Source organism: Cohaesibacter intestini (assembly GCF_003324485.1).
In the GTDB taxonomy this organism is placed as follows: domain Bacteria; phylum Pseudomonadota; class Alphaproteobacteria; order Rhizobiales; family Cohaesibacteraceae; genus Cohaesibacter; species Cohaesibacter intestini.
This window is the reverse complement of the sequence record NZ_QODK01000002.1, coordinates 877,970-903,320: the sequence shown is the minus strand read 5'-3', so window position 1 is coordinate 903,320 and position 25,351 is coordinate 877,970. Positions and strand designations below refer to the sequence as shown.

25 protein-coding genes are annotated in these 25,351 nt (G+C 55.4%); 19 read left to right on the top strand and 6 right to left on the bottom strand.

From position 1 onward, the window contains the following. Positions 1–50: 50 nt before the first annotated feature. Together DSD30_RS09740 and DSD30_RS09735 are read left to right on the top strand one after the other, a co-directional pair. The gene (locus DSD30_RS09740) at positions 51–845 is read left to right on the top strand and encodes a thymidylate synthase (protein ID WP_114009424.1); all 795 of its coding nucleotides are present in this window, start codon (positions 51–53) and stop codon (positions 843–845) included. A 16-nt stretch (positions 846–861) separates the two neighbouring features. Further along, positions 862–1,386 (top strand): dihydrofolate reductase, encoded by a 525-nt coding sequence (locus DSD30_RS09735; RefSeq protein ID WP_114009423.1) that lies wholly within the window; start codon positions 862–864, stop codon positions 1,384–1,386. An 11-nt stretch (positions 1,387–1,397) separates the two neighbouring features. Here the strand turns inward: DSD30_RS09735 and DSD30_RS09730 are convergent, their stop codons facing one another. After that, positions 1,398–1,667, bottom strand: a complete 270-nt coding sequence (locus tag DSD30_RS09730; protein WP_114009422.1) for a TfoX/Sxy family protein — start codon at positions 1,665–1,667, stop codon at positions 1,398–1,400. Positions 1,668–1,991: 324 nt separating this feature from the next. Between DSD30_RS09730 and hflK the strand changes: the two genes are divergently transcribed. The 4 genes from hflK to DSD30_RS09710 all read left to right on the top strand — a co-directional run bounded on the left by hflK (position 1,992) and on the right by DSD30_RS09710 (position 5,927). Beyond that, on the top strand, positions 1,992–3,131 hold the full coding sequence (gene hflK, locus DSD30_RS09725) for an FtsH protease activity modulator HflK (protein WP_114009421.1): 1,140 nt from the start codon (positions 1,992–1,994) through the stop codon (positions 3,129–3,131). Between the two features lie 2 nt (positions 3,132–3,133). Continuing rightward, positions 3,134–4,012, top strand: a complete 879-nt coding sequence (gene hflC, locus DSD30_RS09720; RefSeq protein WP_114009420.1) for a protease modulator HflC — start codon at positions 3,134–3,136, stop codon at positions 4,010–4,012. 92 nt (positions 4,013–4,104) lie between these two features. Next, positions 4,105–4,290 (top strand): DUF2065 domain-containing protein, encoded by a 186-nt coding sequence (locus DSD30_RS09715; RefSeq protein WP_114009419.1) that lies wholly within the window; start codon positions 4,105–4,107, stop codon positions 4,288–4,290. Between the two features lie 146 nt (positions 4,291–4,436). Next, positions 4,437–5,927: a Do family serine endopeptidase gene (locus DSD30_RS09710; protein WP_114009418.1), complete on the top strand. Its 1,491-nt coding sequence runs from the start codon at positions 4,437–4,439 to the stop codon at positions 5,925–5,927. Positions 5,928–5,939: 12 nt separating this feature from the next. On the opposite strand, the gene DSD30_RS09705 is transcribed toward DSD30_RS09710, so the two are convergent. Beyond that, positions 5,940–6,545, bottom strand: a complete 606-nt coding sequence (locus DSD30_RS09705) for a LysE family translocator (RefSeq protein ID WP_114009417.1) — start codon at positions 6,543–6,545, stop codon at positions 5,940–5,942. Between the two features lie 82 nt (positions 6,546–6,627). Here DSD30_RS09705 and DSD30_RS09700 point away from each other — a divergent pair, with 82 nt between their 5' ends. After that, on the top strand, positions 6,628–7,071 hold the full coding sequence (locus tag DSD30_RS09700; protein WP_114009416.1) for an Lrp/AsnC family transcriptional regulator: 444 nt from the start codon (positions 6,628–6,630) through the stop codon (positions 7,069–7,071). 16 nt (positions 7,072–7,087) lie between these two features. On the opposite strand, the gene serB is transcribed toward DSD30_RS09700, so the two are convergent. Continuing rightward, a complete protein-coding gene (gene serB / locus DSD30_RS09695) occupies positions 7,088–7,981 on the bottom strand; it encodes a phosphoserine phosphatase SerB (protein ID WP_114009415.1) in 894 nt (297 codons plus the stop codon). Positions 7,982–8,038: 57 nt separating this feature from the next. Between serB and miaA the strand changes: the two genes are divergently transcribed. The 7 genes from miaA to DSD30_RS09660 all read left to right on the top strand — a co-directional run bounded on the left by miaA (position 8,039) and on the right by DSD30_RS09660 (position 15,483). Further along, positions 8,039–9,007: a tRNA (adenosine(37)-N6)-dimethylallyltransferase MiaA gene (gene miaA, locus DSD30_RS09690; RefSeq protein ID WP_114009414.1), complete on the top strand. Its 969-nt coding sequence runs from the start codon at positions 8,039–8,041 to the stop codon at positions 9,005–9,007. 296 nt (positions 9,008–9,303) lie between these two features. Continuing rightward, positions 9,304–11,073, top strand: coding sequence for an acetolactate synthase 3 large subunit (locus tag DSD30_RS09685; RefSeq protein ID WP_245418414.1), 1,770 nt, complete (start codon positions 9,304–9,306; stop codon positions 11,071–11,073). A 44-nt stretch (positions 11,074–11,117) separates the two neighbouring features. Then, on the top strand, positions 11,118–11,660 hold the full coding sequence (ilvN, locus tag DSD30_RS09680) for an acetolactate synthase small subunit (RefSeq protein WP_114009413.1): 543 nt from the start codon (positions 11,118–11,120) through the stop codon (positions 11,658–11,660). Positions 11,661–11,701: 41 nt separating this feature from the next. Next, a complete protein-coding gene (locus tag DSD30_RS09675) occupies positions 11,702–12,445 on the top strand; it encodes a pyridoxine 5'-phosphate synthase (protein WP_198662889.1) in 744 nt (247 codons plus the stop codon). A 200-nt stretch (positions 12,446–12,645) separates the two neighbouring features. Continuing rightward, positions 12,646–13,665, top strand: a complete 1,020-nt coding sequence (gene ilvC / locus DSD30_RS09670) for a ketol-acid reductoisomerase (RefSeq protein ID WP_114009411.1) — start codon at positions 12,646–12,648, stop codon at positions 13,663–13,665. A 198-nt stretch (positions 13,666–13,863) separates the two neighbouring features. Then, a complete protein-coding gene (locus DSD30_RS09665; RefSeq protein WP_114009410.1) occupies positions 13,864–14,787 on the top strand; it encodes a PhzF family phenazine biosynthesis protein in 924 nt (307 codons plus the stop codon). 18 nt (positions 14,788–14,805) lie between these two features. Next, a complete protein-coding gene (locus tag DSD30_RS09660) occupies positions 14,806–15,483 on the top strand; it encodes an Asp/Glu racemase (protein ID WP_114009409.1) in 678 nt (225 codons plus the stop codon). Between the two features lie 92 nt (positions 15,484–15,575). Here DSD30_RS09660 and DSD30_RS09655 read toward each other — a convergent pair whose 3' ends face one another. Next, on the bottom strand, positions 15,576–17,288 hold the full coding sequence (locus tag DSD30_RS09655; RefSeq protein WP_114009408.1) for a methyl-accepting chemotaxis protein: 1,713 nt from the start codon (positions 17,286–17,288) through the stop codon (positions 15,576–15,578). Between the two features lie 671 nt (positions 17,289–17,959). Between DSD30_RS09655 and DSD30_RS09650 the strand changes: the two genes are divergently transcribed. Both DSD30_RS09650 and DSD30_RS09645 read left to right on the top strand, forming a co-directional pair. After that, positions 17,960–19,504 carry a 2-isopropylmalate synthase gene (locus DSD30_RS09650; protein WP_114009407.1) on the top strand — a complete coding sequence of 515 codons (1,545 nt, stop codon included), beginning with the start codon at positions 17,960–17,962 and terminating at the stop codon, positions 19,502–19,504. Positions 19,505–19,590: 86 nt separating this feature from the next. After that, a complete protein-coding gene (locus tag DSD30_RS09645) occupies positions 19,591–20,142 on the top strand; it encodes an MOSC domain-containing protein (protein ID WP_114009406.1) in 552 nt (183 codons plus the stop codon). A 6-nt stretch (positions 20,143–20,148) separates the two neighbouring features. Here the strand turns inward: DSD30_RS09645 and DSD30_RS09640 are convergent, their stop codons facing one another. Then, complete coding sequence (locus DSD30_RS09640) at positions 20,149–20,571, bottom strand: GIY-YIG nuclease family protein (protein ID WP_198662888.1); 423 nt, start codon at positions 20,569–20,571, stop codon at positions 20,149–20,151. A gap of 177 nt (positions 20,572–20,748) precedes the next feature. On the opposite strand from DSD30_RS09640, the gene DSD30_RS09635 reads away from it, so the two are divergent. After that, the gene (locus DSD30_RS09635; protein WP_114009405.1) at positions 20,749–20,985 is read left to right on the top strand and encodes an HP1242/YdcH family protein; all 237 of its coding nucleotides are present in this window, start codon (positions 20,749–20,751) and stop codon (positions 20,983–20,985) included. A 240-nt stretch (positions 20,986–21,225) separates the two neighbouring features. Here DSD30_RS09635 and DSD30_RS09630 read toward each other — a convergent pair whose 3' ends face one another. After that, complete coding sequence (locus DSD30_RS09630) at positions 21,226–22,098, bottom strand: DMT family transporter (protein WP_171021910.1); 873 nt, start codon at positions 22,096–22,098, stop codon at positions 21,226–21,228. Between the two features lie 442 nt (positions 22,099–22,540). Here DSD30_RS09630 and DSD30_RS09620 point away from each other — a divergent pair, with 442 nt between their 5' ends. Beyond that, the gene (locus tag DSD30_RS09620; RefSeq protein WP_114009402.1) at positions 22,541–23,446 is read left to right on the top strand and encodes a DMT family transporter; all 906 of its coding nucleotides are present in this window, start codon (positions 22,541–22,543) and stop codon (positions 23,444–23,446) included. Positions 23,447–23,887: 441 nt separating this feature from the next. Further along, positions 23,888–25,189 (top strand): OmpP1/FadL family transporter, encoded by a 1,302-nt coding sequence (locus DSD30_RS09615; protein WP_157967634.1) that lies wholly within the window; start codon positions 23,888–23,890, stop codon positions 25,187–25,189. Positions 25,190–25,351 lie beyond the last annotated feature (162 nt).

Here is a 25,351-nt window from a genome sequence, read left to right as displayed (position 1 = left end):
AATCGGATAACACCCTTTTTTAAAGACACATCTCCCGGGAGCCCTTTGCCATGCAGTCCTATCTCGATCTCTTGCAGCATATTCTTGACACTGGCGTCGACAAGGGCGACCGGACCGGCACTGGTACGCGCTCGGTCTTTGGCTATCAAATGCGCTTTGATCTCTCGGAAGGCTTTCCGCTGCTGACCACCAAGAAGCTGCATCTGCGCTCGATCATCCATGAGTTGTTGTGGTTCCTGTCGGGGGATACCAATATCGGCTATTTGAAGGACAACAAGGTTCGAATCTGGGATGACTGGGCCGATGAGAATGGCGATCTGGGGCCGGTCTACGGCCATCAGTGGTGCTCCTGGCCGGCGCGGGACGGGGGCACGATCGATCAGATCAGCCAGTTGATTGACCAGATCAAGACCAACCCGGACAGCCGCCGCCTGATGGTCACCGCGTGGAACCCTGCCGATGTGGAGCGGATGGCGTTGCCTCCCTGCCACTGTCTGTTCCAGTTCTATGTGGCCAATGGCCGCCTGTCCTGCCAGCTCTATCAGCGTTCAGCGGATGTGTTTCTCGGCGTGCCGTTCAACATCGCCTCCTATGCGCTGTTGACCATGATGGTGGCGCAGGTCTGTGATCTGGAGCCGGGTGACTTTGTCCATTCCTTTGGCGATACTCATCTCTATTCGAACCATTTCGAGCAGGCCCGCGCGCAAATGACCCGTGCGCCACGGGCTTTGCCCAAGATGCGAATCAATCCGGATCGGAAAGACATTTTCAGCTTCACATTCGAAGATTTCGAACTGGTTGATTATGATCCCCATGCACATATTGCAGCGCCTGTGGCGGTGTAAACAGAAAGGTTGGGCTATGGTGGAGCCAAAGGCAGCGAAGCTGGTCTTTCATTATGCGGTTGCCAGCAATGGGGTGATTGGCAAAGACAATGACATGCCTTGGCATGTCTCAAGCGATTTGAAGCGCTTCAAGGCGATGACGATGGGCAAGCCATTGATCATGGGCCGCAAGACCTTTGCCTCGATCGGGCGACCTTTGCCTGGACGGACCAACATCGTGGTGACGCGAGATCCAACCTTTGCCGCCGAAGGCATCCGGGTCGCAAGGGATATCGAAGAAGCCCTTGCCATGGCCCAGACCATCGCGTCTGACGATCAGGTCGATGAAATTGCGGTGATTGGCGGTGGAACGATCTATAACGCGCTCTGGGGGCGGGCGGATCGCCTCTATGTGACCCATATCGAGGCCGAACCGGACGGGGATACCTTCCTGCCGTTGATTGATGCAGCGGTGTGGCGTCAGGTGAGCATCGAAGATCCGGTGCAGGGGGAGAAGGACAGTGCGCCGATGCGGTTTGCGATCTATGAGCGCCGGGCCTGATTTCTTGTCAGTCAGGTGTGGTTTATCAGATCCTGTTTCAGTGCTGCCTTGATCTCATCAGGCAAATGCAGGCAATTGATATCCATCAGTGCGCCTTGCAAGGCCCAGAGCATCATCAGGTTGACGATACGCGGATTGCGGGCCTTCACCTCGATATAGGCGTCGATGATGCCGCGTTGGCGCAAGTCCCGCTCCGTATGGATGCCGATTTCCGCCAGCCAGACGCTGGTTTTCGGCCCCATATTTTTCAGCTCGGCAATGGGGCGGTCCGTTTTGTTCATGGATGCAGCTTCCGAAGGTGGCGTGTGACAGGGGTGGTCTGACTGTCCTGACAGACCGTAACAAAGGGCAAAGAAGTGTGCGCTACTTTTGCCCGTTTTGGCGATGGTAAGGGAAATTAAACCGGCTTTCCTCACTTAATTCGGTCCAAGGGCTGAAAATCGCGAGTTAAGCCTTGATTTTACGGCAGTTGCTTCCCAATTTGTCACCAAAGTCGAGTTTGAAGAGTTGCGTAATTCTCCCCATATGTTGTCAAAGTCCGGGAGGGCTTGGATGATCAACTGGGCGAAGTTTCGCTCAATCGGTTCCTAGAATAAGGATAGACTATGCCTTGGAGCAATCAGAATGGTGGTGGCGGCAGCGGTGGCCCTTGGGGCAACGGCGGCGGCGGACGGAATGGCGGACCATGGGGGCAAGGCCCTCAGAAACCGGGATCCAATCCGCCTGATCTGGAAGACATGATCCGCAAAGGCCAGGAACGTCTCCGGCAAGCCTTCCCCGGTGGTGGCGGTTCGGGCGGCGGTTCTCTCGGCGCCAAAGGTATTGGCCTCCTCGGGCTTGGTGCCATTGCTGTGTGGATGCTGACCGGTTTCTACTCGGTCAAAGAGGGTGAGCTCGGTGTTGAACTGATGCTCGGTCAGACGTCGGCAGTGTCCGGCTCCGGTCTGAACTACAATTTCCCTTATCCCGTCGGTCGCACGGAAATCGTCAATGTGGAACAGATCCGCGAAATCAATGTCGGTGCTCGGCAGTTTTCGTCTTCGCGCGGTACCCGCGTGCAGGACGTGCCTGAAGAAAGCCTGATGCTGACCGGGGATGAGAATATCATCGACGTGGATTTCAAGGTTCAGTGGAATATCAGCGATCCTGCGCAATATCTGTTTAATGTGGCAGAGCCAGAAGTCGCGGTGAAGCAGGTCGTCGAAAGCGCGATGCGCGAAATCGTTGGCCGCAATACCATGGATGAGATCCAGACCGGTAACCGTACCGCGGTTGAGCTGGCCGTTCAGGAATTGTCCCAGAAGATGCTGAATGATTACAAGACCGGCGTGACCATCGTCGAGATTCAGCTTGAGGGTGTCGAGCCTCCGCAAGAGGTGGTGGCCGCGTTCCGTGACGTGCAGGCGGCGAAGGCCGATAATGTGCGTTTGCAGAACGAAGCACAGGCCTATGCCAACAAGGTCGTGCCACAGGCACAGGGTCAGGCTGCCCAGATTCTGGAAGCTGCCAATGCCTATCGTGAACAGACGGTGGCCGAAGCACGCGGTCAGGCCGATCGCTTCTCCAAAGTTCTTGGGGAATATGAAAAGGCGCCGGAAATCACCCGCAAGCGTCTTTATCTTGAAACCATGGAAAAGGTCATGGGCCAGTCCGAGAAGATCATTCTCGACAATGGCGGCAAGGATGGCTCCGGCGTCGTGCCGTACCTGCCCTTGAATGAATTGACCAAGAAAGCGGGGAACTAATCATGTCTGTAAAAGCAATTTTTTCCCTCATTCTGACCGCAATTGTGGCCGTTGTGCTGTTTCTGTCGGTCTATTTCGTCTATCCGCACGAGCAGGCTGTGGTGACGCAGTTTGGCCGGATCGTCAATGCCGAGCGTGAGCCTGGTGTCTATTTCAAGATCCCGTTCATCCAGAATGTGGAATATCTTGACAAGCGCGCCCGATATCTCGAGCTGTCCGAACGTGAGGTCATCGCGTCCGACAAGAAACGTCTGATCATCGATTCCTTCACCCGTTACCGGATCATCGAGCCGCTGCGCTTCAAACAGCGTGCGAAGGTGATGTCCAACTTCGAAAACCAGTTGCGCACCTTCATGGATTCGTCCCTGCGTGCAGCTGCTGCCAACTTCGATTTTCAGGACATTGTGCGTGACAAGCGTGAGGATCTGATCGAGGCAATCCGCAAGGATATCGACGGAAAGACCAAGAATTTCGGCGTCGAAGTGGTTGATTTCCGGGTTCGTCGTGCAGACCTTCCAAAGGAAAACTCTGAAGCGGTCTATCGTCAGATGCAGACCGAGCGTCAGCAGGAAGCCAATGGTATTCGTGCCGACGGTGATCGTGCCGCCTTGCAGATCCGCTCTATCGCTGACCGTAATGCCACCGTTATCATCGCCAATGCCCGGCGTGATTCCGAGGTCATTCGCGGTGAGGGCGATGCTCAGCGAAACAATATCTTTGCGGAAGCCTATGGCAAGAATGCCAGCTTCTTCGAATTCTATCGTACGATGCAGGCCTATGAGCGCAGCCTTGCAAAAGGCGACACCCGCCTGGTGCTGACCCCGGATGGGGAATTCTTCAGCTACTTTGGTGGTGCTGACGGTGCTGCCAAGCCTCAGTAATAATAATGATCAAGTCTGCGGCCCTCAAAAGGGGCCGCAGCTGCATTCAGGGTCTTTTCAGATCCGAAGAATAAAGACTATGAAGGACCTCCATGTCTGACTTTTTCGTCGCAATTGGCCTTGTTCTGGTTCTTGAGGGGCTGGTCTATGCGGCTTTCCCCGATCTGATGAAGCGCATGATCTTTGAGGTTCTGACCCTGCCCAGCAACAGTTTGCGCTCGGGCGGCCTGATGGCCATGCTGATTGGTGTGGTGATCATCTATCTTATCCGCGGCTAAGTCGCGACTTTTCTAACGCATTGAATCTGGTAAGCTTAGCTCTGACAAGGCTGGGGCTGGCTTTGGTTGAGGCTCTGTGGGATGCAGGCCGGGGCGTTTTTTGCTTTGGGTTGATGCGATCAACCGGTTTGGCGAGGGGGACTGGGATGATTTTTCGCGCGTTTGTCAGCGAGGGACTGAGGCCGGTTGCCCGCCAAATTCCTTCGCTATCGGTGGTTCTGCTGGCTGCTTTGGTCTCGCTTGCTTGTGCAGATCTGGCCAAGGCCGGGCACAAGACAGCGACCGGCCCGCGTTCCGTGGCCGATCTGGCAGACCGTTTGATGCCGGCGGTGGTCAATATATCGACCCGTTCGGTGGTGGATGCCAAATCGAGCATTCCCATTCCACGGGTCCCTGATGGCTCTCCCTTTCAGGAATTTTTCGAGGATTTCTTCGAACAGAATGGTGAGGGGGGCAGCCGCAAGCAAAGTGTGCAGTCGCTCGGATCTGGCTTTGTCATCGACGCTTCAGGGTTGATTGTCACCAACCATCATGTGATTTCCGAAGCCGATGAGATCACCATCAAGTTGGCCGACGGATCGCGGCACGAGGCGCGGCTTGTCGGACGCGATACCAAAACCGATCTGGCGCTTCTGAAGATCGAAGTGACCGAACCACTGGCAGTCGTTTCCTTTGCGACTGATGAAGATGTGCGGGTTGGTGACTGGGTGATGGCGATTGGCAATCCGTTCGGTCTTGGCAGCTCGGTGTCTGTCGGCATTGTCTCGGCCCGCAATCGGGACATCAATACCGGACCTTATGACAGCTTCATCCAGACCGACGCCGCAATCAACCGGGGCAATTCCGGCGGTCCCCTGTTCGACATGTATGGCAATGTGGTCGGGGTCAATACGGCGATCATCTCGCCGACCGGTTCCTCTATCGGCCTTGGTTTTGCCATTCCGGCAGACATTGCACGCCGGGTGGTGGATCAGCTCAAATCCTTCGGCGAAACACGCCGTGGCTGGCTCGGGATTCGCATTCAGCAGATTTCACAAGATCTGGCCGAGGGGCTTGGCCTGTCGCAGGATAGTGGCGTTCTGGTCTCCTGGGTCAATCAGGACGGCCCGGCACAAAAAGCCGGCCTGAAGCCCGGCGACGTCATTCTTTCCTATGATGGCAAGGCCATCCATGAAGTGCGCGATCTGACCCGGCTGGTGGCTGAAAGCGCTATTGGCGATCAGGTGAAGGTGCGTCTGGTGCGCAAAGGGCACACAATGGTGTTGCCGATTGTGGTGGGACATTTGGAAGCAAACCAGACGTCTCTGCCCAGACTGAAGCAAGCACCGGCAATGCAGGCCTCTCTGTTCGGTATGGCGCTGACGGACCTCACGGAAGCTGAACGCAAGAGGCACAATCTGGGGGATCAGGTGGAAGGCGTGGTTGTGCATCAGGTCGCGCCTGACAGCCTTGCAGCCCAGAAGGGCATTGTGCCGGGGATGGTGATTGTCGAGATCAATCAGGAAATTGTCTCGACGCCCGAAGGGGTGATCGAGCGGGTCGAGGCGCTGAAGGCCGAGGGCAAGACCACCATCGTGTTGCTGCTGGCGCGGCCCGATGGCGGTGAGTTGGTCTTTGTGCCGCTCAAGCTGGAGTAGGGCGAGAGCCTATCAGGTGCCCAGACTGAGCAGCAAAGGCACCATTGATAGCACCAGAAGGCTGGCCATTGCGGCATTGAACAATCGCAGGGTTGCGGGGCGCTGCAGAACTCTGCGCAGGCTTTGACCAAGCAGAATCCAAACGCTGCAAGAGGGCGCATTGATCAGCCCGAATATGCTTGCCGCCAACAAGATCGACCAGACGGACTGCTGCTGGGTATAGGCGGTGATGGTGGTCAGTGCCATGGCTATGGCCTTGGGATTGAGCCACTGGAAGGCAGCGGCCTCGTGAAAGGCCAGCGGTCGGGCGCGTTTGCTGTGCTCTGGATCTGGGGCGGAAGAGGTGAGAATGCGCCATGCCAGATAAAGCACAAAGCCAAAGCAGATCACTTTCAGCCATTGAAGAATGGCGGGATGGGCTGCCAGCACATCCATCAAGGCGACGCCGATTACCACCGTCATCAAGGTGAAGCCGAATGAAATTCCTGCCAGATGGGGCAGGGTTCGGGTCAGGCCAAAATTGGCCCCTGACGACATAAGCATCAGATTGTTGGGACCGGGGGTGATGGAGGTTGAGAAGGCGTAAAGCACCAGCGGAAAGAGCGTTTCATATGTCATGGCGCAAGATTAGCGGCGATTTGATGGAGAATTTCTGCAAAATTACGTGCAGCTGGATCGTAAATCGCATAGTTTGTGATCTATGGACCATTTTGACGAAAAAATCTTGCGTGCGTTAAGCCGCGATGGCCGGATGACGCATACCGAACTGGGCAAGCGGGTCGGGCTGTCAGCCTCGGCTGTTTTGCGCCGGGTGCAGGATCTGGAGCAGAAGGGGGTGATCACAGGCTATCGGGCGGTGATTGACCCGGCCAAGATTGGCAACAGCTTTGTGGCGCTGATCGGGGTGGGGCTGAAGGATCACACCAAGGCATCACAGCTGGCGTTTGAGCGGTCCATTCTGGCGGCGCGGGAGGTCAAGGAATGCCACAATGTCACCGGCACGATTGAATATATGCTGCGGGTCGAGGTTGCTGATCTGGCGGCCTACAAACGGTTTCACACAGATGTGCTGGGGGCGCTGCCTCAGGTGACGTCCATCACTAGCTATGCGGTGATGTCGTCTCCCAAGGATGAACGCGGATAGGCAGCGGCTTTGTCTCTCAGGTGGTGATGAAGTCCGAGGCCTTATAGCCTTGCAGGAAGAGAAGCGCGGTCAGGTCGCCATGGTCGATGACAAACTCGGCCTGCGCGGCGACATTCGGCTTGGCATGCAAAGCCACGCCCATGCCCGCATCCTGGATCATGGCCAGATCATTGGCACCATCGCCAACCGCGAGGCTGTCGGCTGCGGTGATGTTCAGCTCGGCGATCAATTCATGAAGGCGCTGCTTTTTGGCATCCTTGCCAAGGATCGGTATGCCGACCTCGCCGGTCAATTTGCCTCCTGCTTCGAGCAGGATGTTGGCGCGGTCTTCGTCAAAGCCGAGGCTTTCGCGGACCTTGGCGGTGAAATGGGTAAAACCACCAGAGACCAAAGCGCAATAGGCGCCATTGGCCTTCATGGTCTGGATCAGGCTTTTGCCGCCGGGGGTGAAGGTGATGCGCTTGGCAAATAGCTGATCGACGACAGCAAGGTCCAGCCCCTTGAGCAGGGCAACGCGTTCCTTCAGCGCGGGATCAAAGTCAATCTCGCCGCGCATGGCGCGTGCCGTAATGGCGGAGACCTTGTCTTTCAGGCCCACTTCGTCGGCCAGCTCGTCGATGCATTCCTGCTGGATCATGGTGGAATCCATGTCGGCCAGCAGCAGCTTTTTCTTGCGGCCTTCGCTGGGCTGCAGGGCCATGTCGACGCCCGCATTGCTGAGGGCAACACGCAGTTCGGCCCGCAAATTGGCATAATCAGGGTGGGCCGGGATGACAAAATCGCATGCAACCCCTTCCATAAGCCATGTAAAGTCTGTATCGACCCTGATGACAGAGCGGATCTTGGCCACGAGGTCGGTGGTGACGGCAGGCTTTGCCGGTGCGCTGATGACGGTCAGAGTGAAAGACATGGATCCCCCAGCAAGGATTGGTGCCTCCCTATTTGAGGAGGCGGCAATGATCGGACGATGACAGACGGAACAAAATTCTCTTCTGCGCCTTCTGCGGTGTTGATAGCTGGGCCAACGGCAAGCGGCAAGTCTTCTCTTGCGGTGCGTCTGGCGGAAATGGTGGACGGGGTGATTATCAACGCCGATTCCATGCAGATTTACGACGAAATGCTGATCCTGTCCGCCCGTCCGACAGCCGATGAAATGGGGGGCATCGAGCATCGGCTCTATGGCTATGTGCATCCATCCGAGCGTTATTCGGTGGGACGCTGGCTGGATGACGCGGTGGCGGCGATCAAGGATGTGCGCGCGAGCGGCCGCTGCCCGATCCTTGTTGGCGGCACGGGGCTCTATTACAAGGCGTTGCTTGAGGGATTGAATGCCATTCCCGAGGTGTCCGATGCAGTGCGGGCCCATTGGGCGGGAGAGCTTCACCGCCTCGGTAGCCCGGAGGCACTGCATGCCATTCTTGCCGACCGTGATCCAGCGATGGCAGCGACCCTGAAGGCGGCCGACGGGCAGCGAATCCTGCGGGCACTGGAAATTCTTGAGGAGACTGGCAAATCCCTGCTCGACTGGCAGGCGGAGGATGCCATGCGTCATGACACCTCCATCGTGGAGGATGCGATGCGGATGGTGCTGCTGCCACCGCGCGAACTGGTCTATGGCAAGATCGAGAAGCGCTTTGACCAAATGGTGGAGCTGGGCGGCATTGAGGAGGCGCGACATCTGGCCTCTTTGGGGATCGACCCGGACCTGCCCGCCATGAAGGCCATCGGGGTGGCGCATCTCAATGCCTTTGCAGACGGTCGCATCTCGTATGACGAAGCGATCGCCCTTTGCAAACGGGACACACGTCGCTATGCCAAACGGCAAATGACATGGATCCGCAATCAGATGGACAAATGGCCGCATTTTGAGACTGCCGAGGCTGCCATTGCGCATTTTTTGATAGAATTGAAAAGCAAAGGCGAGGAAAGAGTGTAGAAAATTACCCTAAGAATTAAGAATCCTGTTTAAAGCGGGTTGACCTAATGGAGGGGAGGGACTAACGTGCCACGCGAAACGAACGAAAAGACTGAGCTTATTATGCGAAATATTCTTGTGATTCTAGTGGGAAGGCGCGCCGCTGCGATGGTTGATTGACCGTTGCAAATGGTGGTGCGCATCTGGGGCCTTTGAGGGCCCTTTTTTATTGCCCGCAGGAAACACAAGACTGTTATGTGTGTTCAAGCAAAGTCGAAGTGTTCGGCAGGACCAAAGTCAGTTTAAGGAATGGATAAATGACACGTCAGATGACTGGTGCTGAAATGGTTATCCAAGCTCTGAGAGATCAGGGCGTTGACCATATCTTTGGCTATCCCGGGGGAGCGGTTCTCCCGATTTATGACGAGATTTTTCAGCAGGAAGACATTGAGCATATTCTGGTGCGCCATGAACAGGGTGCAGGCCATGCGGCCGAAGGCTATGCTCGCTCCACCGGCAAAGTTGGCGTGCTATTGGTAACCTCCGGTCCGGGTGCCACCAATGCCGTGACCCCGTTGGCCGATGCGCTGATGGACTCCATTCCACTGGTCTGCATCACCGGGCAGGTGCCCACTGCACTGATCGGCAGCGATGCCTTTCAGGAATGCGATACGTCCGGTGTCACTCGTCCCTGCACCAAGCACAATTATCTGGTCCGTCATATCGAGGATCTGCCGCGCATTCTGCATGAAGCCTTCTATGTTGCCCGTTCGGGGCGTCCGGGGCCGGTTGTTGTCGATATTCCAAAGGATGTTCAGTTCGCGACCGGCACCTATCATGGTCCGTCCAACATCAGCCACAAGACCTACCATCCGCAGGTCAAGGGGGACTTGGAAAGCGTTCGCAAAGCCGTTGATATGTTGCTGAGCGCCAAGAGACCCGTCATCTATTCCGGCGGCGGCGTCATCAATTCTGGTACTGAAGCCTGTCAGATGCTGCGGGAGCTGATTTCCCTGACCGGTTATCCGATCACCTCGACCCTGATGGGGCTGGGGGCTTATCCGGCCTCTGGTGACGAATGGCTCGGGATGTTGGGGATGCACGGCACGTATGAAGCCAATATGGCCATGCATGAATGTGACGTCATGCTGTGTATCGGGGCACGGTTCGATGACCGCATCACCGGGCGTCTTGATGCCTTCTCGCCCAATTCGAAAAAGATCCATATCGATATCGACCCCTCCTCGATCAACAAGATCGTCCGGGTGGATCTGGCGATTGTCGGCGATGTCGGTCATGTGCTCGAAGACATGGTCCGCATCTGGCGGGCCAGTGGCAAGAAACCGGCCAAGTCGGAAACCGCCGACTGGTGGGAGCAGATCAAGATCTGGCGCAAGCGCAACTGCCTTGCCTATCGCCCGAATGACGATGTGATCATGCCGCAATATGCGTTGCAGCGTCTGAATGAAAAGATCAAGGGCAAGGATACCTATATCACCACCGAGGTGGGCCAGCACCAGATGTGGGCAGCGCAGTTCCTCGGCTTTGAAGAGCCGCATCGCTGGATGACCTCCGGTGGGCTTGGCACCATGGGCTATGGCTTCCCGGCGGCAATGGGCGTGCAGACCGCACATCGCGACAGTCTGGTGATTGACATTGCCGGGGATGCGTCGATCCAGATGACCATTCAGGAACTGTCCTGCTGTGTGCAGTATAACCTGCCGGTCAAGGTGATGATCCTCAATAACGAATATATGGGCATGGTGCGCCAGTGGCAGCAGCTGCTGCATGGCAACCGGATGTCGAACTCCTATGTTGAGGCTATGCCGGATTTCGTCAAGCTGGCGGACGCCTATGGTGCCCATGGCATCATGTGTGATCATCCCGATGATCTGGATGCAGCCATCGATGAAATGATTGCCTATGATGGGCCGGTTCTGTTCGATTGCCGTGTGGCCAAGCTTGCCAACTGCTTCCCGATGATCCCGTCGGGTCGGGCGCATAATGACATGCTGCTGTCTGACGAAGCAGAGGATGCAGAGAAAATCGCAACCGCAATCGGAGACGCTGGCAAGAAGCTGGTCTGATCGCTGTATCACCGACATTTGAATTCAAGAGAAGGAACGGCAAGATGCAACAAGGATCTGCCTATTTCATCGAAGAAGTCTCGACTGTGGAAGAAACTCACACTTTGTCGGTGCTCGTTGATAACGAGCCCGGCGTGCTGGCGCGTGTTATTGGCCTTTTCTCCGGACGGGGCTATAACATTGACTCGTTGACTGTTTCGGAAACCTCACACGAGGAGCATATCTCCCGTATCACCATCGTGACCACCGCAACGCCTCAGGTCCTGCAACAGATCCGCTCCCAGCTGGGACGGCTCATTCCAGTTCACGAGGTGGCTGATCTGTCGTTGAGTGAAATCAAGCCGTTGGAGCGCGAACTGGCTCTGGTCAAGGTGACCGGCCTTGGCGAACAGCGGGTGGAAGCCCTGCGTCTGGCAGATGCCTTCCGCGCTTCGGTAATCGATGCGACACAGGAGCATTTCGTCTTCGAGCTGACCGGACGGACACAGAAGATTGAGCAATTCATCACCATCATGGAACCGCTCGGCCTTGTCGAGGTGTGCCGGACCGGGGTGATTGCTCTAAGGCGCGGACGGGACAAGACCTGATCCGGGTCGCCGATGAAGCTTTGATCATGGAATGAATGCCAATGAAAACGCGACTGAGTGTCAATGTGAATGCGGTTGCCATGCTGCGCAACCGACGCGACCTGCCATGGCCAAGTGTGACGGGGCTGTCCCGGCTGGCGCTGGAGGCGGGAGCCAAGGGCATCACGGTGCATCCTCGCCCCGATGAGCGCCATATTCGCCGACAGGATGTGCGGGATCTGGCAGAGATGATTAGAGGCGATTTTCCTGCCAAGGAACTGTGTCTTGAAGGCTATCCGGACGAGCGCTTTCTTGCCCTGTGCGAGGAAGCCAAGCCCGATCAGGTGTTGTTCGTGCCCGATGATCCGGTGCAGACGACCTCGGACCATGGCTGGGATTTCGAAGCCAATGACGCTTTGTTGCGTGCTTGTGTTATGCGGATGAAAAAGGCCGGGATGCGGGTGTCGCTGTTTGTTGACCCGGATCCGGCCCAGCCTGCCAAGGCGGCTGCTGTCGGGGCGGATCGGATCGAGATCTATACCGGTCCTTACGGGGCCTGCTATGACGATCAGGCGGCAGAAAAGGCCTGCCTTGATGTGTTGGTGGAAACCGCCGAGGCCGCGCGTGCGGCTGGACTGCTGGTTAATGCGGGGCATGACCTGACACCGGACAATCTGCCTGCTCTGATCGAACGGGTGCCCTATATCGAGGAAGTCTCGATCGGTCATGGTTTTGTGGCGGATGCGCTGATTTACGGCTTTGCCGAAAGCGTCAAACGCTTTCAGGTCTCTATGGGAGAGAGTTAGGCTCTCATTTCTGCGGCGAAGGCTGATGGCCGAGCCGCAAACACAAAATTCGCGACGCCTTTCGGTGTCGTCTCACATGGTTTGGACTTGACGTGGGCTAACACTTATTTTAGGCCGTGGTTCAAATCTTTCTGTTTCGACCAATTCAGAGGCTGTTCGGGAAACTTTCGAAGCCGACAGCGAGGGAAAAGGAAAATATAATGCGCGTATATTATGATCGCGATGCGGATATCAATCTGATCAAGGGCAAGAATGTTGCCATCGTTGGTTATGGCTCCCAGGGCCACGCCCACGCTCTGAACCTGCGTGACTCCGGCGTTGCCAATCTCGCTATCGCTCTGCGTGAAGGATCTTCCACGCGCAAGAAAGCTGAAGCCGAAGGTCTGAAATGCATGACCGTTGCTGAAGCATCCGCTTGGGCCGACGTTGTCATGATGCTGACCCCGGATGAGCTGCAGGCTGACATCTATTATGCAGACATGCACAACAACATGAAGGAAGGCGCTCTGCTGCTCTTCGCTCATGGTCTGAATGTTCACTTCAATCTGATCGAGCCACGCGCTGACATCGACGTTGCCATGGTGGCTCCAAAGGGCCCAGGTCATACGGTTCGTGGTGAATATCTGCGCGGCGCTGGTGTGCCGACCCTGATCGCCATTGCTCAGAACGCAACCGGCAATGCCCATGATCTGGCTCTGTCCTATGCATCCGCCAATGGCGGTGGCCGTGCAGGTGTTATCGAAACCACCTTTAAGGAAGAGTGCGAGACCGACCTCTTCGGTGAACAGGCTGTTCTGTGTGGCGGTGCTGTCGAGCTGATGCGTGCCGGTTTTGAAACGCTTGTCGAAGCTGGCTATGCTCCGGAAATGGCCTATTTCGAATGCGTGCACGAAATGAAGCTGATTGTTGACCTGATCTATGAAGGCGGCATCGCGAACATGAACTACTCCATCTCCAACACCGCTGAATATGGCGAATATGTCACCGGCCCACGGGTGATCACGTCGGACACCAAGGCAGAGATGAAGAAAGTTCTGACCGACATTCAGGATGGCACCTTCGTGCGCAACTGGATGCTGGAAAACAAGGTCAACCAGACCTCCTTCAAGGCTGTGCGTGCCCGCAATGATGCCCATCAGGTCGAGGAAGTCGGCGCCAAGTTGCGTGAGATGATGCCTTGGATCAAGGAAAAAGCCATGGTGGACAAGTCGAAAAACTAAGCTTTTTCTGCTGAGACACTTTTGGAAAATCCCGGTCCACGTGGCCGGGATTTTTGATTTGTGCCTTGTTAAGGATTGATTCAAACTAGCTTGATTTGATGGGCTGAAATAAGCCAAGCAAGGGGCTGAGCGCTGGTACAAGAGCGCCTTTGCGCCTAAGCTGTAAATTCCCCGTTTTCATGATTGCAGGATCTTGCCATGTCCAAATCTGCACGACGCTATTCTATCCTTGATGTCTTCACTGATGAGGCGTTGGCGGGCAATCCGCTGGCGGTGGTTCTGGACAGCGAAGGCCTGTCGGATGAGCAGATGCTGAAAATCGCCAAAGAGTTCAATCTCTCTGAAACAGTGTTTGTCTGCGCTCCCAGCAATCCGGCGCACAATGCGTCCTTGCGTATCTTCACGCCTCAGCTTGAGTTACCTTTTGCCGGGCATCCCACGGTGGGCACGGCAGTGCTTCTGGGGCTGGAAAAATGCGCCGAAGTGAAAAAGGAAATGGATTGCATGGTGGTGCTCGAGGAGAAAATCGGGCTGGTGCGCTGTGCTGTCAAAATCGATCCTGATGGCTGCGGGGAGGCGGTGTTTGAACTGCCCAAGGAGGCTGAACCGGTGGCCATGGCGCTTGGTTCGAAAGACGAGATTGCGGCCGCTCTGGGGCTGCATATCGAGGATATCGGCTTCGAAAATCACGTGCCGACGGTTTATTCCGCCGGTGTTCCTTTTGCCATGGTGCCGCTGAAAAACCTTGATGCGGTTCAGCGGGCCAAGCCGGTGATACCGAGTTGGAACACCGCCTTTGGGTCTCATGCCCATAATGATGCCTTTGTCTACAGCCGGGAGACCGTCAAACACACCTCGAATTTTCATACGCGGATGTTTGCGCCCGGTATGGGGATTGTCGAGGATCCTGCCACCGGGTCGGCTGTTGCGGCCTTCAGCGGCGTCATTCGGAAATTTGACAGACCGATGAAAGGGTCCAACGCCTACATCATCGAGCAGGGCTTCGAGATGGAGCGGCCATCGATCATCCATCTTGAACTGGATGTGGAAGGGGAAGCCATCAAGGCAGCGCGGATCGGCGGCAAGGCCGTGCGGGTTGCATCCGGCGCACTTTATATCTGACCTCAGGGGAGGGATTTGATGGTTGACCGTTTGGCTTTTCTGCATACGGTGGAGAGCAATGTTGCGCCTTTTGATGCGGCAGCTGTGGCTGCTGGCTTTGATGTTTCCTGTCATCAGGTGCGCCCGGATTTGTTGGCACGTGCAACGGACGAGGGTGGCGTCAGCCCTGCGCTTGAAGACGATGTTGCTGCTGCCTTGAATGAGGGGCTGGCTGAGGCGGATCTGGTGTTGCTGACCTGCTCGAGCATTGGTGCGGTGGCAGACAAGATGCATTCGTCCGGTCAGGCCGTGTTGCGTACCGATCAGATTCTGGCTGACGCGGTTCTGGCTGATGCGATTGCTTTGTCCAAAGCGACTTCAGTGGCGGTTTTGGTGGTTGCTCCGAGCAGTGTTGACCCGACAACGGCTTTGTTCAAGGCGCGTCAAGGCGCGATGAAGGCTGACAATGTGCCGCTTGACGTCATTCTGGTGCCTAAGGTTTGGGATCATTTTCTGGCGGGCGATATGGATCGATATCTGGCGCGTCTGAATGAGGCTATTGCCTCTTTCCGATCAGACAATCCTACCTATAGCCATATTGCACTGGCACAGGCCTCGATGGCCAAAGCTGCGGACGGTGTCGACTCCGGGCAGGCATCTCTATGGACCATTCCGTCCGCTACAGCGGCCTATCTCTCCAGTCTGACGCAAGATTGATCCGGCTCGGGATGAAGCCATGAAAAAGCCCCGCTCTTCAAGGGAAGCGGGGCCTTTGTTTGTCTGATTGCTTTCCGTTTCCAACTGTTGGATCAGGCTGCCTGAATGTCTTTCAGGAAGGCCTCTATGCGTTGATTGAGCAGGGCTGTCTGTTCTGCCGACGAGCGAGACGCGTTCAGAACGCTGGTGGCGGACTGGTGGGTCTCGGTGACTGACCCATTGACCGAGGCAATCCGTTCGGTCACCAATTGCGTGCCCTGTGAAGCCTGCTGAACATTGCTCGAAATCTCGGAGGTTGCCGAACTCTGTTGCTCGACGGCAACGGCGATGGAATTGGTATATTCATTGACCTGATCCATCGTCGTGGCAATCTTGGCAATCGCAGAGACGGCTTCCTTCGAGGAATTCTGAATGCCGCTGATCTGAGACGAGATTTCCTCGGTTGCCTTGGAGGTCTGGTTGGCCAACTCCTTGACTTCCGCTGCCACAACCGCAAAGCCCTTGCCCATCTCTCCGGCGCGGGCCGCTTCGATGGTGGCGTTGAGCGCCAGCAGGTTGGTCTGTTCGGCAATATCCTGAATGAGGCTGACCACGACGCCGATTTTCTGGGCTGCGGCATCAAGGCTTGAAACCTTGTCGTTGGTCATACGGGCTTCTTCGGTGGTCTGGTTGACCACGATCTGGGTCTGACCCAGCTGACGGGTGATTTCCTCGATCGATGCAGCCATCTCTTCAGCGGCAGATGCCACGGCCTGCACATTGCTGGCAGCCTCATGGGAAATGCTGGACGCTTCGTTGGTCTGACTGGACGTGCTTTCCGCGATGGATGACAACCGCTCTGCGGTGCCTTCCATGGTTTGGGTGTTTTCGCGGGTCACTTTCAGTGCTGACTGAATGTTGGCGTCGAAATCACCGATCATACGCAGGATGGACTGCTCGCGCTCTGCGCGCGCCTTCTCGTCCTTGCTCTTCTCGGCTTCGAGGGAATGGCGGTGGATGTTGTGCTGGTTGAGCACTTCGATGGCGGCGGCCATATCACCGATTTCGTCCTTGCGATCGCGGAACGGAATATGCGAGGCCTCTTCATCGCGCGCCAGACCAACCAGAATGCCAGTCAGCTTTGGCAATGGTTTCATCATGCGGCTGACGACGACGAAGGCGAAGGCAAGAATGACGGCAGCAACAATCAGGGAGCCAATCAGCAGAGCTGTGGTGATGTCATAGAGCACAGCGTCGACGTTGGCCCGTTCGATGCCGACATAAAGAATACCGATGGCTTTGCCACTGTTATCGAAAATGGGTTGATAGAGCGTGTAGTAGGCTTTGCCCAAAATGATGGCTTCGCCATTGAAGGCCTTGCCGGCCATGATCACCGGATAGACAGCACCCTTCTGACCCAGTGGTGTGCCCACGGCGCGCGCCCCTCCATCTTTCTTAATGTTGGTGGTCTTGCGCCAGAAATCGCGACTTTCTTCATCCCATGCAAAGACCGTCGCGGTTTCACCAGTGACCGAGCCAACCAAATCGATCATGTCATGATTTTCAAAGGTCGGAAGGGCGTCCATGGAAATTCGCGTGATGTCGCCTTTGCTATCACGAGAAATCGATGCGCCGGAAACGTTGGATTCGAAAATCTGGGCGGCAGCGCGAATGCTGGCAGCTTGCCGTTCCACAACATCGGATCGGACCTTTCCGTCGATGATAACCCAAGTGACAGTCGCGAGGGAGATCATGGAAACCAGAACGGCTGCCGTGATCATGAAGGTGACCTTTTGGGTCATCCTGAGATTTGCAAGGAGCTGCATGATTGGTGGTCCTTGTGGTCATTGGCTGGTTTGTATTGTCTTCTGGTCGTCAGTGCCCAATTTTTTTGAGCAAATTTGTTTTTATTTTCGAATTATCGTACTAACTAAGAGTTAAGGGAAACTTGCGGGAGAATATTGCCAAGCACTTATAATCAAACATTTTTGCAGAATGCTTGTTGAGAGGTTAATGCGGTTGTTGCACGCGTCCGGGAGGCCTACTTGTGGTTACGGAGGGATTGGATCGCAGTGCGCTTGATTGCCATAACCCTCGTTGCCTTTTTGTATTGATTGCAGCCCCATATCGCTTTTGGCAGCATTTTCTATTGGAATATTTCAAAATTCATGCTTGTGGTGTTGTTATTGTTCGGTTAGAACTTTGCCATCAGACTATGAATGACCACGATTGGTGGTCGACAGACCGTGAGAGACAATATGACCGCTCAGATGAGCAAAATTGGTCAGACTGCCTTGGTTGAGCTGCAGGCTCCCAGCGCTCTCGCACGTCTTCAGTCCGGTCTCCTCCTAATCTGCCCCTGAACATCGACAGGCGCCGAAACGATCGGCGGCGGATCTTCAGGGGATGACTTTTCAAGCAGCCAGATACTTTCTCGCCGCGTGACCAGTTTTCAGATCTGCATTTCCACTGGGGCGGCCAAATCAGGACGAATTCGATGACTGACAATATTATCATTTTTGACACCACCTTGCGCGATGGCGAACAATCTCCCGGCGCGTCCATGACGCTGGAAGAAAAGTTGCAGGTGGCGCGCATCCTCGACGAGATGGGTGTCGATGTGATCGAGGCGGGTTTTCCAATCGCTTCCAATGGTGATTTTGAAGCCGTATCCGAAATTGCCAAAGCGGTGAAAAATGCCGTGGTCTGCGGCTTGGCGCGTGCCGGGGCCAAGGATATTGATCGAGCAGGGGAGGCGATCAAGCATGCCAAGCGCGGTCGCATTCACACCTTCATTTCCACCAGCCCGCTGCATATGAAATACAAGCTGCAGATGGAGCCGGACCGGGTCTATGAAAAGGTGATCGAATCTGTCACCCGTGCCCGCAACTGGACTGATGACGTGGAATGGTCCTGTGAGGACGGTACCCGGACGGAATTCGATTTCATGTGCCGTTGTGTGGAAGCCGCGATCAATGCGGGCGCTACCACCATCAACATTCCCGACACTGTCGGTTACACCACGCCGGACGAGATCCGGTCGCTGTTCTCGCGGGTGATCGAGACGGTGCCAAATTCCGACAAGGCGGTCTTCTCGACCCATAACCACAATGATCTGGGCATGGCTGTGGCCAACTCTCTGGCTGCGGTCAAGGGTGGGGCGCGTCAGATCGAGTGCACCATCAACGGGTTGGGCGAGCGGGCCGGCAATGCGGCATTGGAAGAGATCGTGATGGCGATCCGTACCCGCAATGACGAATATCCATATGCCAACAATATCAAACCGAAATTCCTGACGCGTGCTTCAAAGCTGGTGTCGGCGGTCTCTGCCTTCCCGGTGCAGTATAACAAGGCGATTGTCGGCAAGAATGCCTTTGCCCATGAGTCCGGCATCCATCAGGACGGCATGCTGAAGAATGCCGAAACCTACGAGATCATGAAGCCGGAAGATGTGGGTGTTGTTGGCACTGATTTGGTGATGGGCAAACATTCCGGCCGCCATGCCTTCAAGAAGAAGCTGGAAGAATTGGGCTATGAGTTGGGCGAGAATGCCTTGCAGGATGCCTTCAATCGCTTCAAGGATCTGGCAGACAAGAAGAAGCATGTTTTCGACGAGGATATCGAGGCTCTGGTCGATACCGAAGTGGCCGGGGCATCCGAGAAGATCAAGGTGATCGCTTTGACCGTTATTGCTGGCACGGGTGGCGTGCAGAAGGCGATTGTGACGCTGGATATCGACGGCAGCCATGTAACCAAGGAAGCAACGGGCGATGGTCCGGTGGATGCCATCTTCAATGCCATCAAACAGATGATCGATCATGAAGGACGGCTGGAATTGTATCAGGTCAGTGCGGTGACTGAAGGAACCGATGCACAGGCTGAAGTGGCGTGCCGTCTGAATGAGAATGGCAATCGCGTGACTGGACGCTCGGCCGATACCGACACGATGGTGTCTTCTGCCAAGGCGTATGTGTCGGCCTTGAACAAGCTGATGACCCGCCGCGAAAAGCAGATTCAGAATGCACAAACAAGTTTGAATTGATCAACAGATCAATCCCATGCGAAAAAGGGCGGGAGACATCCCGCCCTTTTTCTTTCCCGTCAGTTTTTTCATTGGAGACGTGCCTCATGCCCCGCCCCAACGGAACCATTCTTGCCGTCGCTTCCAGTGATCATCATGGTTTTTCCAAAGCCCTCCAAACCGAGATCCGACTGCTTGAGGGATTGGGGGTGGAAGGAGATGCTCACATGGGGGAGACGGTGAAGCATCGCTCGCGGGTGCGGGTTGATCCCACGCAGCCTAACCTCAGGCAGGTGCACCTGATCCATAGCGAGCTGTTTGATGAGGCCGCAGGGAAGGGATTTAGCGTCGAGGCCGGGGATTTGGGGGAGAATATCACCACGTCCGGCATTGACCTTTTGTCTCTGCCGACAGGCACCTTGTTGCGGATTGGTGCGACGGCCGAGGTGACATTGACTGGCTTGCGCAATCCCTGCCAGCAGATCAATGACTGGCAGCCGGGACTGCTGTCGGTGATGCTGGTCAAGGGGGACGAGGGAGGCCTTATTCGCAAGGCCGGGGTGATGGGCATTGTCCGTGCGGGTGGTGTGGTCAAGCCCGGTGACAGGATCAGTTTTATCCTGCCGCCCGAACCGCACAAACCGCTTGAACGGGTCTGATGACGATCAGAGGATGATCCTGAGCAGGTGCGAGGGGCAGCTGCGGCAATCCGAGCTGCCAAAGACCGGCAATGGGTAGGTGATGTTGCCACCTGCCGCCAGAGCAGCCTGCAATTCGCACTCCTTACCATCCGTCCAGCCAATGGCATATTTTGTTTCAGCTCTGGTGGTGATCTGGTCAATGTGCCAGCGCAGGGGCTTGTTGGGTCGCAAATGACGGGCCAGACGGGATCGCAGGCCACCCGGCCCATAAGCGCTGCCGACATAGACATACAGTCCCGGCTCCAGCTCTGCCAAACGCGGCCGGGTGATCGTCAAAGGTTGCTCCAATCGTGCCAGCAGGACATAGATCCCGCCGTCTGTCGGGCAGTTTGCCATATCGCCCAAACCACCGGAAAAGGCTGGGGTTTGTTGTTTTTTGCAGGGCATTTTTCAAGCTATCAGGAATGTGCATGGCTAACTGGTCTTTTGGACAGATAGAACCCAAAAACAGACTGGGATATATACTTTAGTTTTTTTGAAATTTCCCCTCATATTGATCTGCTTCAAAGTCCGTCCGGTAGGGGGGGCGCACACTCAAAGGGCAGCAATAGGGAGAAGAAGACAATGTTTCACGAAACGCACAAGCTTCGGGAAGAGTTTCCCGAGGATGTTGAGAAATTGCAAGCCCTTCTGGTCGAGGACGACGATTTCTTGAGGCTTGCAGCTGAATATTCGAAAGTGAATGACGCGATTATTAGAATCGAGCATGAGGAAAAACATGCTTCTGACTTCCACTTGGAGGACTTGAAAAAAACACGCCTTACGCTTCTGGATCAGGTTTCTGCGCGATTGCAACAATAATAGAATGCGAAAAGGGAGGCCTCGCGTGGGAGGACGGTTTGTCGTTGAGCCGCTCGGACCGATTTACTGCAAAACAGGCGCGATGGCCCCCTGACTTTTCGATGTGAATGCCAACCCTGAGAGGAAGCTCGGGGCGGGGGAGTTTGACCTTGTTTTGCAGGTTGCCTCTTGTTCGGTTTGGATGGATCGTGCAAGCCGGACAATGTCCGGCATTTTTGTGTCAGCTGGGACTTTCATCTTTCATTTCAGGCTGACAGGTTCGGGGCGCTTTCGTTTCAGGCTGGCTTCCCGGCGCATGATGTAGAAGGTGGAGAGGAAGATGATGGCCGCACCCAGCCATGTGTAGGAATCTGGCCATTCATTGAAAACCAGCCAACCGATCAGGGCGGACAGGATCAGCCGGAAATAGTCAAAGGGGGCAAGGAACGTGGCCTCGGTCAGCTTGAACGCATTGACCATCGTCCATTGGGCAAAGCTGGTCAGGATTCCAACCATGATCAGGATGCCCCATTCTGCCCATGTCGGGGTCACCCAGTTCCAATAGGCGATCGGAGCCATGGCAAGACCGATCAGAATGGCCTGCCAGGTCACCATCAGAACCGGTGAGTCTGCGCGGGCCTGAATGCGGACAATGATCTGGCCAATGCCAATGCCTGCCGCCGAAATGACTGCCAGCAGGATATTGACGTCGATGCCTGAAAGGCCCTGGCTGACCAGATCCAGCGGGCGGGCAATGATCAGAATACCCAGAAAGCCGATCAGCAGAGCGCCGATCCGGCGCGGACCGACTGTTTCCTTGAGGATCAGAACGGCAAAGACGGTGATGAAGAAGGTACGGCTGAAGCTCAGGGTCGTTGCGGTGGCAAGCGGCAGGTTGATGATTGCTGTGAAGCCGCACAGGATCGAGAAAAAGGCAATCGAACTGCGCAGCATTAGCAAGCCCGGCCGATGGAGCATCCAGCTGTGAAGGCGGGCCTGTCGGACCGCAGGCACCAGCGCCAGCACCATGAAGATTTGTCTCAGGGCAATAATCTCAGCAACATGCATCCGCTGACCGAGTTGCTTGATCATCGCAACGCAGATGGCGAAGCATATCATGGAAACAAATAGCATCAGCAGAGCTCTGACCGGGTCCGAGCTGGCGTTGAAACGCCGGATCATATCTTGCGTATGGGGCATAGGGGGCCGAGTTTTTGCGTTGATGACGCGCGCCTGACTCACGACTTTGTCAGAAGTCTGAGAAGGATATCAAATGCGGGGGATCGTCGGTGTCGGTTGCGCGCCGAACTGGGAATGGCTTCAAACTATCAGGTCCGGAATGGAAAAGCAAAAGGCTATAGGGATTTGTCTTTACCGATACCGTGGGACAAGGCGTGGGTAAGGCCTGAATGGATGGCCGATTTTTTGCCTTGATTTCCGCATGCAAAAGCGAGAGGTTGTATGTCCCTTCATTGGCGATGGTGTTGATACGGCATTCCATTGCGTCTTGACCATTTCATAAACCGGCCTTTGTGAACCAACAGGATCGCTTTGCGCGTGTTGGTAGGATGTATTCATGACTTCGCTTGTTGGTATCGGATTAAAGCTCTTGGCGACAATGTTGTTCGCGGTGATGATCGCCATTGTCAAACATGCTGCGACGGTGGTTCCCACCGGAGAGATCGTCTTTGCCAGAAGCTTTTTTGCATTGATCCCTCTGGCGGTGATGGCGGTTATGCAGGGGGATTGGCGTGATTGTATTCGCACCGCCAATCCGTGGATGCATGTGCGCCGGTCGGTGATCGGTGCCTCGGCGATGTTCACCTGGTTCACAGCTATCAGCATGTTGCCACTGCCCGAAGCCACGGCGATATCCTTTCTGACGCCATTGATGATTGTGGCGCTGGCGGCGATTGTCCTGAAGGAAGATGTCGGGATCTATCGCTGGAGTGCGGTGGGTGTCGGGTTTGTCGGGGTGCTGGTTATTCTGTATCCGCGGCTGGGGCAACCGATTGGTGAGACCGGCATGCTGGGAGCAATGCTGGCGGCGATATCCACGGTCTTCATGGCCTTTGCCGCGATCCTCGTGCGCAAGATGACAAAGACCGAGAAGAATGCGGCGATCATGTTCTATTTCTTCGTCACCGCCTCGGCCTTTTCGCTGATCAGTCTCTATTGGGGATGGGTCTTGCCGGATTGGCAGACCATTCTCCTGCTCGTCTTTGCAGGGTTGCTGGGCGGTGTGGCGCAAATCCTGACCACGCAGGCGTTCCGTTTGACGGAAGCCTCGCTGTTGGCGTCGTTCGACTATATCAACATGGTCTGGGCGGTTCTGATGGGCATTTTGCTGTTTGATGAATATCCCTCAAACACCGTTCTGCTTGGCGGTACCATCGTGATTTTGGCCGGTTTGTTCGTGGTTGAACGCGAGAGGCGACTGGGCGTCGCCCGCAAGGCCGAAAATCGCAGCAAGGCGCTTTAGTAGACCGGGCGGATCGGTATCAGGCTATCGGGAAGAATCTAGACTTACGTAAAGGTAAGACTTTGTTTCTGGTGAAACAGATGTGACGATTTTGGTCGCTTGGTAAAGTTATCCCCGATTTTTCACAAAAAGTTAAGCTTTTCAGTGACGTAAGGGTATCTCCTTAGGGAAGGAGGTTCCGCACAGGGCATTGGATGCAACTTGGCGCTTTGTAAGTGCATGATAGTTTTCATGAAATTTCAGCTCATTTTTGGACAGTGCTGTCACTCAAAGAACGGGTGTTAGTTTTTTGCCGGATCGGAATGTCCATTTCCCTGACAATTTGCCGCATTCCGCCGCGCAGGGCCTTTCGAGGGGCTTGATTTGGGGAATTTGCCTGTGTGACATTTCACCAAAATGCCACAATTGGCACAAGAACACATATGGGTGATGGAGGAATTCGTGTCTCAGCAAAAGTATAAAAAGCTTCTCAGAAGCACTGTTGCGTCTGTTGCGCTGGTTGGCGCAGTTGCTTCTGTATCGACAACCAGCGCTGAAGCCGGCGGCTTCGCTCTGCGCGAGCAGAGTGCTATCGGGCAAGGGGCGTCCTTCGCCGGTATCGCGGCGGGTGGCGGCCTGTCTTCGATGTTCTGGAACCCGGCCACCCTGACGCAGGTTGGCGGCATAAGCACCGAAAGCGTTGCCAGCTTCGTCATCCCACGCACCGACGTGAATTTGACCTCCGGCTCTTTTGGTACTGCTGATCCCGGCGATGTCGGTCTGGATGCGCTTGTGCCTGCTTCCTATATGGGTGCGCAGTTGACCGATGATTTGTTTGTCGGTCTGAGTGTGAACGCGCCTTATGGCATGGCCACCAAAGCCCGGAACCCATCAGGATCTTCCTTCCATGCCGCGACGTCCAAGATCTTCACCATGGACGCCAAGGTGAATATTGCTTACCGCATCAACGATGCTTTCAGCGTCGGTGTTGGCGTCGGTGCCATGTATACTGATGTGCGTATGACTGCGGCTCAGCCTGGCGTTCTGGCACAAGAGCTTAAAGGGGATGACTGGGCTCCAACCCTCAGTGCCGGTATCACCATCACGCCACGCAAAGGCACCACCATCGGTATCGGCTATCGGCACGAAACCAAGTTCAATCTGGCGGGCACCCAATATCTGAACACCGCTGCTCCATTGCCAGCTGCTACCTTCACTGCACCAATTACTGCCAATCTGACGTTGCCGACATCGGTCACCGTTGGCTTGCGTCAGGAAATCTCGGATCGCTTTGCTTTCCTCGCTGGCTTTGAATATACCCGCTGGAGCGAGCTCAAGGACCCGATTCCGATCAACGGCAGCCCTGCAGGGACTTCACTGCATTTCGGCTATAAGGATGGCTGGTATGCGTCTGTTGGCGGCGAATATAAGCATAATGAAAATCTGACGCTGCGTGGTGGTCTTGGTTGGGAGAAATCTCCTATTCCAGACAATCACCGCAACCTGCGTCTGCCGGATGCGGATCGTCTGTGGGCCAGCCTTGGTGCGTCCTACAATGTCAGCGACAAATTCTCGGTTGATGTCGGCTATAGCCATCTCTTCATCAAGGATGACGTCAAAGTTTCCGGTGCGATCGGTGGTGGCGCAATCAGCTATGCCGGCACCGCGGATTCCGCTGCCGATATCGTCAGTGTCGCCATGCGGTACAAGTGGAAACCGGACCCACTGTTCGCCAATGACGATCCAATCGATCGTAAATACTGATCTTTGCTTTCATGCGATTTTGACTGTGTAGAGGAGGGCCATTCGGCCCTCCTTTTGTTTATGTCTGCAAGCGTATGGGTGGCTTTTTCCCTCATTGTCACAAAAGTGAGACAGGCTGTTCTTAAAAGGTGGCGCATCTCTTAACGCGACAGTGAATCAGAG